The 14,729-nt window shown below is 45.2% G+C and carries 16 protein-coding genes; 12 read left to right on the top strand and 4 right to left on the bottom strand.

Going from position 1 to position 14,729, the window contains the following annotated elements; all coding sequences use genetic code 11:
* The first annotated feature begins 4 nt into the window (after nt 1-4).
* On the top strand, nt 5-841 hold the full coding sequence (fghA, locus tag CWI32_RS04535) for an S-formylglutathione hydrolase (RefSeq protein ID WP_100534727.1): 837 nt from the start codon (nt 5-7) through the stop codon (nt 839-841).
* A gap of 62 nt (nt 842-903) precedes the next feature.
* On the opposite strand, the gene CWI32_RS04530 is transcribed toward fghA, so the two are convergent.
* Nucleotides 904-1,182 carry a DUF2218 domain-containing protein gene (locus CWI32_RS04530; protein WP_005095882.1) on the bottom strand — a complete coding sequence of 93 codons (279 nt, stop codon included), beginning with the start codon at nt 1,180-1,182 and terminating at the stop codon, nt 904-906.
* Nucleotides 1,183-1,353: 171 nt separating this feature from the next.
* Between CWI32_RS04530 and rpe the strand changes: the two genes are divergently transcribed.
* The 4 genes from rpe (at nt 1,354) to CWI32_RS04510 (ending at nt 4,240) form a co-directional block, all read left to right on the top strand.
* Nucleotides 1,354-2,040 (top strand): ribulose-phosphate 3-epimerase, encoded by a 687-nt coding sequence (rpe, locus tag CWI32_RS04525; RefSeq protein WP_005172476.1) that lies wholly within the window; start codon nt 1,354-1,356, stop codon nt 2,038-2,040.
* A gap of 629 nt (nt 2,041-2,669) precedes the next feature.
* Entirely contained in the window at nt 2,670-2,987 is a 318-nt protein-coding gene (locus CWI32_RS04520; protein WP_005095886.1) for a DMT family transporter, read from the top strand.
* Between the two features lie 74 nt (nt 2,988-3,061).
* A complete protein-coding gene (locus CWI32_RS04515) occupies nt 3,062-3,544 on the top strand; it encodes a methylated-DNA--[protein]-cysteine S-methyltransferase (protein WP_100328961.1) in 483 nt (160 codons plus the stop codon).
* Nucleotides 3,545-3,577: 33 nt separating this feature from the next.
* Nucleotides 3,578-4,240 carry a nuclease-related domain-containing protein gene (locus CWI32_RS04510; RefSeq protein WP_100534726.1) on the top strand — a complete coding sequence of 221 codons (663 nt, stop codon included), beginning with the start codon at nt 3,578-3,580 and terminating at the stop codon, nt 4,238-4,240.
* A 52-nt stretch (nt 4,241-4,292) separates the two neighbouring features.
* On the opposite strand, the gene CWI32_RS04505 is transcribed toward CWI32_RS04510, so the two are convergent.
* From CWI32_RS04505 to paaZ, 3 genes are all read right to left on the bottom strand, one after another.
* Entirely contained in the window at nt 4,293-5,228 is a 936-nt protein-coding gene (locus tag CWI32_RS04505; protein WP_180050636.1) for a tRNA dihydrouridine synthase, read from the bottom strand.
* Between the two features lie 187 nt (nt 5,229-5,415).
* A complete protein-coding gene (locus CWI32_RS04500; RefSeq protein ID WP_005172468.1) occupies nt 5,416-6,855 on the bottom strand; it encodes a spinster family MFS transporter in 1,440 nt (479 codons plus the stop codon).
* Between the two features lie 194 nt (nt 6,856-7,049).
* Entirely contained in the window at nt 7,050-9,161 is a 2,112-nt protein-coding gene (gene paaZ, locus CWI32_RS04495; RefSeq protein ID WP_100534725.1) for a phenylacetic acid degradation bifunctional protein PaaZ, read from the bottom strand.
* Between the two features lie 262 nt (nt 9,162-9,423).
* On the opposite strand from paaZ, the gene paaA reads away from it, so the two are divergent.
* From paaA to paaG, 7 genes are all read left to right on the top strand, one after another.
* A complete protein-coding gene (paaA, locus tag CWI32_RS04490; protein WP_005095897.1) occupies nt 9,424-10,368 on the top strand; it encodes a 1,2-phenylacetyl-CoA epoxidase subunit PaaA in 945 nt (314 codons plus the stop codon).
* Nucleotides 10,369-10,399: 31 nt separating this feature from the next.
* Nucleotides 10,400-10,690 (top strand): 1,2-phenylacetyl-CoA epoxidase subunit PaaB, encoded by a 291-nt coding sequence (gene paaB, locus CWI32_RS04485; RefSeq protein ID WP_004279183.1) that lies wholly within the window; start codon nt 10,400-10,402, stop codon nt 10,688-10,690.
* Between the two features lie 17 nt (nt 10,691-10,707).
* A complete protein-coding gene (gene paaC / locus CWI32_RS04480) occupies nt 10,708-11,463 on the top strand; it encodes a 1,2-phenylacetyl-CoA epoxidase subunit PaaC (protein WP_100534724.1) in 756 nt (251 codons plus the stop codon).
* Nucleotides 11,464-11,491: 28 nt separating this feature from the next.
* Complete coding sequence (gene paaD, locus CWI32_RS04475) at nt 11,492-11,992, top strand: 1,2-phenylacetyl-CoA epoxidase subunit PaaD (protein WP_100534723.1); 501 nt, start codon at nt 11,492-11,494, stop codon at nt 11,990-11,992.
* Nucleotides 11,993-12,067: 75 nt separating this feature from the next.
* Nucleotides 12,068-13,126 carry a 2Fe-2S iron-sulfur cluster-binding protein gene (locus CWI32_RS04470; RefSeq protein ID WP_100534722.1) on the top strand — a complete coding sequence of 353 codons (1,059 nt, stop codon included), beginning with the start codon at nt 12,068-12,070 and terminating at the stop codon, nt 13,124-13,126.
* 38 nt (nt 13,127-13,164) lie between these two features.
* Nucleotides 13,165-13,935 (top strand): enoyl-CoA hydratase-related protein, encoded by a 771-nt coding sequence (locus CWI32_RS04465; protein WP_100534721.1) that lies wholly within the window; start codon nt 13,165-13,167, stop codon nt 13,933-13,935.
* Entirely contained in the window at nt 13,935-14,726 is a 792-nt protein-coding gene (paaG, locus tag CWI32_RS04460; protein WP_100328953.1) for a 2-(1,2-epoxy-1,2-dihydrophenyl)acetyl-CoA isomerase PaaG, read from the top strand. Before CWI32_RS04465 ends, paaG begins: the two co-directional genes overlap by 1 nt.
* Nucleotides 14,727-14,729: the final 3 nt, after the last annotated feature.

Raw genomic sequence — 14,729 nt, 5'->3', positions numbered from 1 at the left:
TGCCATGGAACTCGTACAGAACAATAGAAGCTTTGAAGGTGAACAGCGGATTTATCGCTTTGATTCGAAAGTACTGAAAACATCCACCAAATTTGGTATTTATCTGCCGCCTCAAGCCCTAGAAGGTCATAGCTGTCCGGCATTGTTTTATCTGGCAGGCTTGACCTGTACCGAGGAAACCTTTGCGATTAAGGCACATGCGCAGCGTCTGGCAGCACAATTGGGCCTGATTTTAATCACACCGGATACATCGCCACGCGGTGAAGCTGTGGCAGAAGGCGATCACTGGGATATCGGTCAGGGAGCAGGTTTTTATATCAATGCCACCGAAGCGCCGTGGGCTGAACATTATCAGATGGAAAGCTTCATCGTCGATGAACTCTATGCACTGGTCACAGAAGAGTTTGTGATTCAGCCGGGCAAGATCGGCATATTCGGTCACAGTATGGGCGGACATGGTGCATTGACTCTGGCTTTTAAATATCCAGAAAAATTTAGTTCAGTTTCGGCTTTTGCACCGATCTGTGCACCAAGCCAATGTCCTTGGGGAGACAAAGCTTTCTCGAATTATCTGGGTGAAAACCGTGAAGAATGGCTCAAGCATGATGCGACTGCACTGGTTAAAGAGAAAGGGGCTTTATTCGCTGACATCCTGATTGATCAGGGTTTTTCAGACCAGTTCTATAGCCAGCTGAATCCGGCGCTGTTCCAGCAGGCCTGTGATGCCGTGAACCAGCCGCTGACCTTGCGTGAACATCAGGGTTATGATCATGGCTATTACTTTATTCAAAGTTTTATGGATGACCATCTACAGTTTCATGCGGTACAGCTTCAGCCTTAAATTTAACATTATTCATATAAAAAAGCCCTACTAGATATAAGATCATCAGGGCTTTTTATCGCTTATCTTTGCCAGTCTGCTGTTAAATCTTCCTGTCCCATGCGAATGAGATGATCCAGAACCACATTTTCCAGTTTATCGAAATCGGTAGATTCATCGCTACTTTGGATGGTCACCAGCAAGTGCTCAGTCTGAGGAATTAACATCAGCTCTGCACTCGGAAAATGAATCAGGAACTGCTGGTCTGTTTCTTCGATGGTAAACTTATGCTTCCAGTGATTGGCCAGGCGTTTGGCAAGGCGCTGCGCCTGTTGAGTCTGGATCTGGGCGGTACTTTGCATTCTTACTCCTCTAAACTTTTTATCCTTGTCAGGACTTTAAACCAAATTGAAAGGCATTCATAAGCCTTAAAGCGTTACACAGCGTTTTATTCTTGCAACATCAAGGTCACAGTAGCCGGACTGGATTTGTTATAATGAGAAAAATCCAATTTTAGCTAGCCAGGTTCTCCCATGTCCAAGCCATATTTAATTGCACCTTCAATTTTATCTGCCGATTTCGCCCGATTAGGTGAAGAAGTCGAGAACGTCTTGGCAGCAGGGGCAGATGTTGTTCATTTTGATGTGATGGATAATCATTATGTACCGAATCTGACTTTTGGTGCAGGCGTTTGTAAGGCATTGAAAAACTATGGGATCAAAGCCCCGATTGATGTGCATTTGATGGTGAAACCGGTAGATCGTATGATCGGGGATTTCCTTGAAGCAGGTGCCGATATCATTACCTTCCACCCGGAAGCATCTGACCATATTGACCGTTCTTTACAGTTGATCAAATCGGGTGGTGCAAAAGCCGGTTTAGTCTTTAACCCGGCCACACCGCTGCATTATCTGGATTATGTATTAGATAAAGTAGATCAAATTCTGTTGATGAGTGTAAACCCGGGTTTTGGTGGACAGAAATTCATTCCGATGACTTTGGATAAACTGCGTCAGGCCCGTAAACTGATCGATGCTTCAGGGCGTGATATTCAGCTGGAAGTCGATGGCGGTGTTACCCCAAGCAATATTCGTGCAATTGCCGAAGCGGGGGCGGATATGTTTGTCGCTGGATCTGCTATTTTTGGCAAGCCGGATTATAAAGCTGTAATTGATGAAATGCGTGCAGAATTAGCCAAAGTCGGTCAGGTTCAACTCTAATCGCTAAAAAGTAGTATGCACATAAATATGTGGATAACTTTATGGATAAGTGTGTAGATATCCATGTGGGTAACCATATGGATATGTTGTGTAAAATGTAATCATTTGTAGCCAGATTGATTATGCCTTAGACGAAATTTGTATAAAAAGAGCTCAAATCTGGTTCTTTTTATACCTTACAACCCCTCTTGTTTAGGGGTCGTTTATTCATCACAGGTTCATAATCATGTTAAATAAAAAGTGATCAATAGGTCTTAAAATTGTATTTCATTGTGTAATCTCTTTGCTCGTTATTTAAATTTAATGGATGTGTATAACTTGATATGCTGCACTTATTTTTGTGAAATTGTTGTTGCTCAATTTGCCTGATCATAGGGGCTATTTCTGAATGATCATTTTGAATATCTACCATAATAACAGCAGCGACAAATGTCTTGAAGATTTGAGTAAGATCAGGTTAAGTTGCATCTCTAAGAGTCATGTTTTGTAAAAATAATCAGGTGTGCGTAATCTGGTTTTATAAAATTTTTTATAGGTAGGAGGAACGACCTCCCTTGTCTATTTCATGCTGAAATGCACAGGAAAAATCGTCAGGACGGCCTGATTCTTAGATAAAAGAGGAGGGCTGCATGGCCTGGATTGCACTTATATTCGCAGGTGTTTTTGAAATCGTTTGGGCATATTCCATGAAATTGTCCGAAGGATTTACCCGATTAACGCCAAGTATCATCACCATTTTCTTTATGATTCTCAGCTTTGCCTTACTGGCCTATGCCATGCGTACTTTGCCATTAGGCACAGCTTACGTGATCTGGACCGGAATCGGGGCTGTGGGTTCATTTCTGATCGGGATTTTAGTTCTGGGTGAGCCGACATCGGCCATGCGTATGCTGGCTGCAGTATTGATTATTTCCGGTCTGGTGCTGATGAAAGTATCTTCTTCATAATTTGTTTCAGCCTGTCTCGGTGAACTGAGTTAAAATAGAAAATAAACTCCGCTGATCCGGGACAGGGTGTAAGCATGAACTTAAGTTATCTCTATATGGATTCTCCAGTCGGTCAGTTACGACTGGTCGCGAATGACACCGCACTGGTAGCTGTGCTTTGGGATTGTGAACAGCCGAATCGGGTGAAACTGGCGACCTTGGTGGAAGATCTGCAGCATCCGCTATTGATTGAAACCAGACGCCAGCTTCAGGAGTATTTTGCTGGTCAGCGCAATGTTTTTGACTTGCCTTTGGACTTTGCCGGAACCGATTTTCAGAAAAAAGTCTGGCAGGCTCTGCTGAATATTCCTTATGGCCAGACCCGAAGCTATCGCGATATTGCCGAGCAGGTGGGTAATGTTAAAGCAGTGCGTGCCGTGGGTGCAGCCAACGGGAAAAACCCGATTTCGATTATTGCACCCTGTCATCGGGTGATTGGCAGCAGTGGTAAGCTGGTGGGCTTCGCCGGTGGTTTGGATAAAAAAGAAATTCTGTTAAATATTGAGCGAACGCATTAAGATCGAAGTCTTAAAATAAATGAAAATTAGAATATTGAACATTCCACATTACAGATATTAAGTTCGCTCTGGTCCAGTGTATGGTGGATTTTTCTGCTGTTCTTTGGCGTGATTGTTTTTAAATTATTTAAGCCATTTTTAAAAGGGAAATTAGGAGAATTTGCGGTTGCTGCCCATGTTAAACTGTATTTAAAAGACCCTGAATACATTCTGCTGAATGATTTGACCCTTCCAGATGGAGCAGGTGCCACCACACAAATCGATCATCTGCTATTAAGTCCTTATGGCATCTTTGTGATTGAAACCAAAAACTATAAGGGCTGGATTTTTGCAAGCGCGCGTCAGAAACAATGGACCCAGAAAATTTATAAAAACAGTTATACATTTCAAAATCCGATTCATCAAAACTATAAACACATCAAAGTTCTGGAACAATTACTGACTGATATTGTGGAGCCAGATCTTTTGCATTCCGTGATTGTATTTATGCCGGATGCGGTATTTAAAACACCAATGCCGAATGAGGTATTTCGGGGCGCAGCTTGGACCGATTATGTGAAAAGTTTTGATCAACAGATGATTTCTGAAACAAAATTAAAACGGATACAACTGCGTTTAGAAAAAGAGCTTTTAGAAAAATTCTGGAAAACCAATCGGAAACATGTAGAAAGCTTAAAACAGCATAAGCAGCCTTAAAATGATTTATAGAATCAAAAAAATCCTTTGAATCATTCAAAGGATTTTGCATTTACATAGTTGAAGCTTTCAGTTTTTCGGTAATCTCGGCAAGAACTTTAATCCGCTTTACTTCATCCCATAAGGCTTTGGCTTCAGGATAATGTTTCGACATCATGCCCAGCCATTGTTTGTAACGACCGACCATGCCAATTTCAGTTTTGGCGGGACCATTGATAAAGCGAATTTGCAGTTCCAGCAGTTCATTCCAGTTCATCAAAGGTGCATCCGAATTTTGGCGGATACATTGGGTCAGGTCGGGTGTGGTCACTGCACCACGGCCAATCATCAGGTCTTCGCAGCCAGATTCCAGACGACACTGTTTGGCATCGGTATTGTTCCAGATTTCACCATTGGCAATCACATTAATTTTCAATGCTTCACGGATCGGTTGTAACTGGTCCCAAAAAGCAGGTGGGGTATAGCCATCGGCTTTGGTGCGCGCATGAACGGTGACCCAAGACGCTCCCGCATCTTCAATAGCATGGGCATTGTCCAGCATAAAGTTGCGATCCATATAACCCAAACGCATTTTCGCAGACACCGGAATATGCGCCGGTACTGCATCTCGCACGGCTTTGACTAACTCATGTACCACTTCGGGTTCATCCAGTAAAACGGAACCGCCGCGATGACGGTTCACGGTTTTCGCAGGACAACCAAAATTCAGGTCAATCGCCGGTGCGCCCATTGCGGCAACTTTGGCTGCATTTGCTGCCAGCATTTCCGGATTATTTCCCAGAAACTGCACATGTACCGGCGTACCCGCCGCCGTCTTGCCATCATTTAACAGTTCCGGGCAGTAACTGTGATAAACATGATCGGGCAGGATAGAGTCGGTGACACGGATAAACTCGGTCACGCACCAGTCAAAGCTACCTACGGATGTCAGCACATCACGCATAATCGGATCGGTTAAGCCTTCCATGGGAGCAAGCACAAGTTTCAACGGTGCACACCTGTAAATTTAAAACGGTGTTATACGTTTTTTTAGCCAGCCTGTCTAGGTTGGAGGGAGAATTGAAATTTGAGAACTTGAAAATTGAGCTTGTGGAATGGATATAAAAAAGGCCTTTAATGTGGATTAAAGGCCTTTCACAGTGAAGCTTAAGATGGCTGATTCATATCCAGCTATTTTAGTCAGCCAGTTTTTCGACTTTCATACTCTCACGATAATACTGACAGCCCTTATACAACAAGAAGAAGCCAATCACTCCGGCAATGGCATTGACGATCGAAATAGAATTACCAACCATCATCGTGTTCTGAAAATATTTATCCGTGATCAACGCCACTGCGGTGGTTCCGATGCCTAAGGCAATCAGATTTGAAATTAGCAGAAACTTGGCAGAGACCTGGGCTCGTAACTGGTTTGGTGTCAGCATTTGCGTAGCAGCAGCGGATGCAGGAATCGGGAAAGTGGAGAAGAACATCGCCACAAAAATCAGCGCAAATGAAAGCTGCATATTATCGACCTGAGTAAACAGCACACTCGGAATAATCAGCGCCGCACAGCCAATGGCACCGGTACGAATTGCAGCATCGCTATAGCCACGCTTTGAAAAGAAGTCGATCAGCCAGCCACAGAACAGGGCACCAGAGGTATTTGCCACTAAAATAATCGTCCCAAGGATATAACCGGTTTGACTCGCATCCAGACCGAAATTACGCATGTAATAGGCAGGTGCCCAGCCCAGCAGCGAATACAGCATCATGGTGTAAAAAGAAAAGCCGATAAAATGACAGAAAAAGGTCTTTTTATGTGTCTTGATAAAACCGATCGAATTTTTGAAAGAGGCTTTAATGACCTGACCATCCTGACCGACTTTCATGCCCTTACGTGCAGGCTCACGCACCGTCAAAACCATCAGCAGGGCCAGCAATACGCCTGGTAGACCCACAATCATAAAGGTAAGTTGCCAGGTTTTTACTTCACCAATGAGCGGTAAAGCCACGAAGCTGACATCTTTTAGCAGGCCAATCACATAGCCGCCAATCAGGAAAGCTAAACCCGAACCAATAAAGGCACCAATCGCATATACCCCGAGTGCACGGCCTAATTTATCTTTGGGAAATAAATCGGCAACGATTGAATAAAAGGCAGGGGAAAGCGCAGCTTCACCGGCACCCACACTCAAACGTGCAATAAACATTTGAATAAAGTTTTTACTGAGACCACAGGCCGCTGTAGCGAGGCTCCAGAATGCAATCCCAGTCGCAATAATTTTAATCCGGGACTTTTGATCCGCCAGCGCGGCAATGGGCAGACCCATAATGGCATAAAACAAGGAGAAGGCTAGACCCTGTAACAGGCTGAACTGGGTATCGCTTAGCATTAAATCGGCTTTAATCGGTTCAATCATTAAGGATAAAATTTGACGGTCTACAAATGACAGAATGTAAGCCACCATACAAATGACCACCACATACCATTGATAGGTGCTGCTTTCCGGTGGTGGTTCAATCTGTTCAGACAGCGGCACGGCCGTTTCTGTCGGTGTAGGCTCAAAACTTTGATTGGGCGGTTGAATCGTCCTTTCAACCATGTCTATGTCTAGCGATTTATCATTCATCATGCAACATCCTGTGCTGATCGTTTGAGATATTTATTTGATACTTTTAATTTATATATTATTTTTATTTTGTATCGCGTTTGATCAATCTAAAGTTTAATTGGATTGACGTCAATCTGTTTTTTAAGAATAGATACAAATAGTATTTGAATTGAAAAAAAAGGAATCATAATGATTCCTTTTTTGAGTTTAAATGTTTAGCCGCGCTCAACCAGGGTCAAAATATCATAGGTTGCGACCAGTTCATTGCGCTGATTTTTGACTTTAATATCCCAGACCACGACACCATGTGGTTTCTGTGTCGGATCGCGCAGTGCTTTTGGAGTTTTCTGCTTACAGGTCAGTTCTACCTGAATGGTATCGCCAATTTTCACCGGCTCTACAAAGCGCAAGTTGTCCATGCCATAGTTGGCAATGACCGGGCCTGGAGCAGCCTCGACGAATAAACCGGCCGCGGCAGATACCACAAAGTAACCATGGGCCACGCGCTCACCAAACAGTGATTCTGCCGCAGCAATTTTGTCCATATGCGCATAAAAGTGATCACCGCTCAGGCAGCCGAAATTCACCAGATCGGCTTCGGTCACGCTACGTCGTGCAGTCAGTAAACGCTCACCGATACGCAATTCATCAAATGATTTTTTGAATGGATGCACACGGTCTTCAAAGACCTGAGCACCAGCCGTCCAGCTATGACCGACTTGGGTCATGGCATTCGGGGAACCTTGAATTGCAGTCCGTTGCATATAATGTTTCACTGCACGTAAGCCACCGAGCTCCTCACCGCCACCAGCACGTCCCGGTCCACCATGCACCAGCAAAGGTAATGGAGAACCATGTCCGGTACTTTCTTTGGCACTTTCTGCATCCAGAATATGGACACGACCATGCCATGGCGCAATTTTGCTGAGCAGTTGTTCAATATTTTCATCAGTATTGCGTACGATGGAGGCGACTAGGCTACCTTCGCCACGTGCCACCAGGTCAGCCAGCTGAGCCAGGTCACTATATGGCATTAAAGTGACAACAGGCCCAAAGGCTTCGATTCTATGAATATTCTCTGCCTGAGCCGGTGCTTTGCAGACCAAGACTGTTGGTGGATAACATGCGGACTTCTCAGTATTTTGTACTTGAATCTTAAAGTCCTGACGCAAGTGACTACCGAACACAATTTCTGCATCCTGGCTGAGCTGTTCAACTTTTGCCGCGACATCATGTTTCTGTTTGACGCTGGCCAAAGCACCCATTGTCACGCCTTCCTGAGCCGGATCACCGACAACCACTTTTTTCAGTTTTTCAATCAGACGGTCTTGTACTGTATCCAGCAGCTCGGCTGGAACAAAGGCACGACGAATGGCGGTGCATTTTTGTCCGGCTTTAGTGGTCATTTCACGGAAAACTTCACGAACAAATAAATCAATCGTTTCATCATTGGCTTGCGCCGTCAAAATCGCACTATTGACCGAATCTGCTTCCATAGTGAATGGAATCGAGTAGGCATTTAAGTGTGGATGCGAACGCAGTTTTTGCCCGGTTGATGCAGAACCGGTAAAGGTGACCGTATCCTGAGGATTTAAATAATCAAACAAATCATAAACCTGTCCGCAAATGAGCTGCAGTGAACCTTCTGGCAAGAAACCGCTTTCGTGAATGGCTTTGACCACGGCATGGGTCAGCTCGGCACCTTCTGTTGCCGGTTTGACAATACAGGGTACGCCTGCCAGTAGCGTAGGAGCGATTTTCTCCAGCATGCCCCAGATTGGAAAGTTAAAGGCATTGATATGCACGGCAACACCGGCTTTAGGCGTCAGAATATGTTTCGCGCCAAAGCTACCTTGCTTAGAAAGAGGAATCCAGGCATCTTCGACCCATGCTGTTTCATCACTCAGTTCACGACGCACCAAACTCGAATAGGCATATAAGGTGCCAATCCCGCCTTCAATATCAATCCAGGCATCTTTACGGGTACAGCCGGTTGCCTTGGCAAGTTCATAAAAGTCTTCTTTGCGCTCCATCAAATACTGTGCCACTTGCTTCAGTGCATTGGCACGTTGATGGAAGGTCCATGTGGCGATAGTCGCGCCTTTTTGTTTGGCATACTTGACTACAGCTTGGGTATCGATGCCCTGACTGCCGACCTGATAAACCGCTTCACCGCTAATGGCATGATAAACCGTACGTAAATCGGCTTGCGCTGTGTATTCCTGGCCGTACACCAGTGAAGCTAAGCTTTTGATGGCAATAGGATTATGAGTTGATTCAGTATCTTGATAATCCATTGTGCTTGAGTTGCTGTCTAACTCTAACATGGTAAAAACTCCATTTATGATACGTTTTGAGATGTATTTTAATTTTGATGTTTCATAATTTGTGTTGAAAAAGTGAAAATGTCAATCATAAATCTGTGTTTAAAAATGATTAGGAATAAAATAAAAAATATTAAACTATATAAAACAATCATTTATTAAAAATAAGCAATAAAAATTAAATGATACCAATAAATAGATATTGATTTTAATTTTGTATCGTTTTAATTTGAGTGTATCAACACTTGGGATAAGTGAGGGAACAATGAATAATCAACAACAAATCTTTGATCAAAAGATTGAAAAGGATATTTCCATCGAGCCGAAGGACTGGATGCCGGAGGCTTATCGTAAAACTTTAATTCGTCAGATTGGTCAGCATGCACACTCTGAAGTGGTGGGCATGTTGCCGGAAGGCAACTGGATTACCCGTGCACCGACTTTAAAACGTAAAGCCGTGCTGATGGCAAAAGTTCAGGATGAAGCCGGTCATGCTTTGTATCTGTACAGTGCTGCAGAAACCCTGGGTGCCGATCGTGACGACATGATGGATAAACTGATTGCCGGTCGCATGAAATATTCCTCAATTTTTAACTATCCAACCCTGAGCTGGGCCGATGTTGCAGCGATTGGCTGGCTGGTGGATGGTGCAGCTATTGTCAATCAGGTTGCGCTGTGCCGTACGTCTTACGGTCCTTATGCCCGTGCCATGGTGCGCGTTTGTAAGGAAGAGAGTTTTCATCAGCGTCAGGGCTTTGAAGCCATGATGGAATTGGCCAATGGTACGCCGGAACAAAAGCAGATGGCACAGGATGCGGTGAACCGTTTCTGGTGGCCGGCACTGATGATGTTTGGTCCAAGTGATGATAATTCACCGAATAGTGCACAAAGCATGCAGTGGAAAATTAAATTATTCAGCAACGATGATTTACGTCAGAAATTTGTCGATAACACTGTATCGCAAGTCTTGCAGCTGGGTTTAACCGTTCCCGATCCAGACCTTAAATTCAATGAAGCAACCGGACATTATGAATTTGGTGAAATCAATTGGGATGAGTTCTTTGCGATTCTTGCAGGCAAGGGACCGTGTAACCATGAGCGTATTGAAGCACGCCGCAAAGCTTGGGAAGGCGGTAAGTGGGTACGTGATTCAGCAGCAGTCTATGCGCAAAAACAGCAGCAACAGTCAGCAGCACAAAAAGTTGCTTAAAACAGTTTGATCAATATAGGGAATTTTGCTCATGAATAACAAAAACAACTGGTCACTTTATGAAGTGTTTGTGCGTAGTAAACAGGGTCTGAGTCACCGTCATGTTGGCAGCCTGCGTGCACCGGATGAGGAAGTCGCACTACAAAATGCCCGCGATGTATATACCCGCCGCAATGAAGGGATCAGTATCTGGGTGGTGAAATCTGAATTGATTACCTCTTCCCAGCCAGATGAAAAAGCAGAATTTTTTGAACCAGCTTTGGACAAGGTCTATCGCCATCCAACCTTTTATAACATTCCAGCTGGCATCGAGCACATGTAAAGGGAAAGGTGAAGATTATGACAAATCAAGTATTGGCAGAATTTCTTTTACATGTGGGCGACAGTCAACTGGTGTTGTCGCATCGTTTGGCAGAATGGTGTGGCCATGCCCCTGAACTGGAACTGGATATTGCCTTGGCCAATATCGGACTGGATTTATTGGGTCAGGCACGTACTGCCCTCAGTCTGGCCGGTGAAGTGGAAGGACAGGGCCGTGATGAAGACAAGCTGGCTTATTTCCGCACCGAACGTGACTATCGTAATTTACTGCTGTGTGAACAGCCGAATGGTGACTTTGCCCAGACTCTGGTGCGTCAGTGGTTGATGGATCACTATCACGCTTTATTGTTTAGTGCCTTAAGTCAAAGTCAGCATGCTGAGTTGGCTGCCTTTGCAGTAAAGTCACTCAAAGAAGTGAAATATCACCAGCGTTTTTCCACCACCTGGATGGAACGCCTAAGTCTAGGTACAGCAGAAGCGCATGAAAAAACCCAGCAAGGTTTAAACCAGTTATGGCGTTTTACTGAGGAACTTTTTGTATTGACGGCCGCTGAAAAACAGCTGGTCAATAGTGGTGTCCTTCCAGATATTGAAAATTTAAAAGTCCAGTGGCTAGAAACAATTACAGCCGAATTAGCCCGATTTGAATTAAGCCTGCCAGAGCTAGGTGCTTATCGTAGTGGAGCTAAACAGGGTTTACATACAGAACATCTCGGTTTTGTTTTGGCTGAACTGCAATACATGCAGCGCTCATATCCAAACATGAACTGGTAATTCAGCACAATCACAGGGAGTGAGTCGCATGAATCTGATTCGACACGTAGAAGATCAATGTTGGGACGTTTTGCAGCAGGTTTCTGATCCAGAGATTCCGGTATTGTCAGTGATTGATCTGGGCATGATTCGTGGCGTCGAGCTGAATCAGCAGGATGAAATTGTGGTGCGACTCACGCCGACCTACAGCGGCTGTCCAGCCACAGATATATTAAAAGCAGAAATTACCCAGGCTTTCGAGGCGAACGGTTTGACGCCGGTCAAAGTCATTGTCGATCTGTCTGAAGCCTGGACCACGGACTGGATGAGTGAATCGGGCAAACACAAATTACAGCAATATGGTATTGCCCCGCCGCAAGGCCAGTCACATAGCTGTGGTACGCATGTGGCATTGACCGATGGCATCACCTGTCCACAGTGCTTAAGTAACAACAGCAAATTATTAAGTGAATTCGGTTCGACCGCCTGTAAAGCTTTATATCAATGTCGGGACTGCTTAGAAACTTTTGACTATTTCAAATGTATTTAATTGTAACGATTGCGCGGTGGGCAGGGTAAACCAATAACAAGCCTGAACACCGCCACCTAAAAGAAGGATTTTGCCATGAGCCAATTTATACCATTAACCATTAAATCAATTCAGCCACAAACCGAGCAGGCAATCTGTATTGCCTTTGATCTCGCGCCTGAGCAGTTGGATGCTTTCCAATATCAGCCGGGTCAGCACCTCACCATTCGTCATTTAACCGATGACGGCGAGCTGCGCCGTTGCTATTCGATTTGTAGTGATACTCAGGAAGACATGAGTATTGCGATTAAAAAAATTGATCAAGGTCAGTTCTCGACCTGGGCCAATGCGCATCTCAAAGCGGGCGATGTACTGGAAGTCATGCCACCGCAAGGGGTGTTCTTTCAGAAAGCAGCCAAGGCCGGTGGCCAGAATTATCTAGGGTTTGCAGCAGGCAGTGGCATTACGCCAATTTTATCGATTGTAAAGTCGGTGCTAAACCGTCAAGCAGAAGCCACATTTACCTTGGTATATGGCAACCGTTCCTGGAAACAGACCATGTTTTCTGAACAGATCATGGACTTGAAAGACCGTTTTAAGGAACGTCTGCAACTGGTAAATATTTTTTCCCGTGAACTGAATGACAGCGAAATCTTTAATGGTCGTATCAATGCGGATAAATTGCAGCAGCTGTTTCAGGCCAATCTGATTTCAGCCGACACAGATCACTGTTTTGCCTGTGGTCCTGAAGAAATGATGGCGGCGGTCGAAACGGTATTACCGACTTGGGGCATTCAGCGCAGCAAGATTCATACTGAACGCTTCAATACGGGTACTGCACCGAAAGCAACCGCCCAGCAGATGGAAAGCCGCAGTGAAGAACGTGTCAATATTATCCTCGATGGTCGCGAGCTGATTGTTGAAGTCTCCAAACAGGATGACAGTATTTTAGATGCTGCGCTACGTGCCGGAGCCGATCTGCCTTATGCCTGTAAGGGCGGTGTTTGTGCCACCTGTAAATGTAAGGTGTTAGAGGGCCAGGTTGAAATGGCAGTCAACTACAGCCTGGAAGAAGACGAAATCCAGAAAGGTTATGTGCTGAGCTGTCAGGCACGTCCAACCACGGCCAATGTACGTCTGAGTTTTGATGAATAAGTACGGAATCAATTGCTGAGCATAGCAGGAGTTCAAGGATGACCTACATTAAAACCAGCTCACCCAAGCCAGGTGTGGTACTGATCGAGTTAAACCGTCCGGAAAAGCGCAATGCCTTAAACAATGCCACCTTGCAAAACATTGCAGCCTGTCTACAGGACTTGGAAACAGATGCTGCTGTGAAAGCCGTGGTCATTACCGGAAATACGCAATGCTTTGCTGCCGGTGCTGATTTAAATGAGCTGGCACAGTTAGATGTGGTCAGCATCCAGCAGGATCAGCGCCCACTGCTGTGGAAAAAAATTGATGAATTTTCCAAGCCTTTAATCATGGCCGTAAATGGCTATGCTTTTGGTGCAGGTTTTGAGTTGGCTTTGCATGGTGACATGGTGCTGACTGGAGAAAATGCCCAATTTGCCTTGCCGGAAATCGGTTTAGGTATGCTGCCGGGTGCTGGTGGAACACAGCGTCTGGCACGTCTGGTCGGTCAGCAATTGACGATGCGCTGGGCCATGACCGGTGAAATGATTTCAGCACAAGCCGCATTGCAACATGGCATGAGCAGTCAGGTTTGTCCGACAGGACTGACCGTGCAATACGCACTGGAACTAGCGGAAAAAATTGCCAAGCAGGCACCGCTGGCCATTCGCGCCATCAAGCAATCTTTAAAGTCGATTCATGAAGTGACATTAAGTCAGGGACTGAAATTGGAACGTCAGCATTTTGTCTGGCTGGCGGCGACCCAAGATCGCCAAGAAGGCATCAATGCATTTTTACAAAAAAGAAAACCAGAATTTAGAGGTGTGTAATGGAATATCAAACAATTATTGTCGAAGAAAAAAATGCAGTGGGCTACCTGACCTTTAACCGTCCGAAACAGCTCAACAGCTTTAATGAAACCATGCATCAGGAAGTCTCCAAGGTCATCAAGGCCTGGGCCAAAGACAGCCAGATTCGTGCCGTGGTGATTTCAGCTGAAGGCCGTGGTTTCTGTGCCGGCCAGGATCTAAATGATCGTGTGGTCGATCCGAATGCTGATGCACCGGACTTAGGCCTGTCAATTGAAAAATACTACAACCCTTTAATCAAACTGATTACTGAAATGCCAAAACCGGTGATTTGTGCGGTGAATGGTGTGGCGGCAGGGGCCGGTGCCAATATTGCACTGGCCTGTGACATTGTAGTTGCTGCAAAATCGGCTTCCTTTATTCAGGCCTTTTGTCGTCTAGGTTTAGTACCAGATTCAGGCGGCACCTGGTTCTTGCCGCGTCTGGTCGGGCGTGCCCAGGCGATGGGCTTAGCGATGCTCGGCGATAAAATTCCGGCTGAGCGCGCAGCACAACTGGGCATGATCTGGCAGGTGGTTGAAGATGAGCAACTGCAAGCAGAAGCGAAAAAACTGGCCAAGCATTTGGCCAAGCAGCCGACTTATGGCCTGTCACTAATCAAAAAAGCCATTCATGCCGCAGCCGACAATAATCTGGATGAGCAGCTCATTCTGGAGCGTGATTTACAGCGTCTGGCTGGACGTTCAAGCGATTATAAAGAAGGTGTACAAGCCTTTATGCAAAAACGTACACCTGAATATAAAGGATGCTAAATC

The sequence above is a fragment of the Acinetobacter pseudolwoffii genome (assembly GCF_002803605.1).
Lineage (GTDB): Bacteria > Pseudomonadota > Gammaproteobacteria > Pseudomonadales > Moraxellaceae > Acinetobacter > Acinetobacter pseudolwoffii.
Note: the sequence above shows the minus strand (reverse complement) of the source record. Positions and strands in the feature narration are given on the sequence as shown.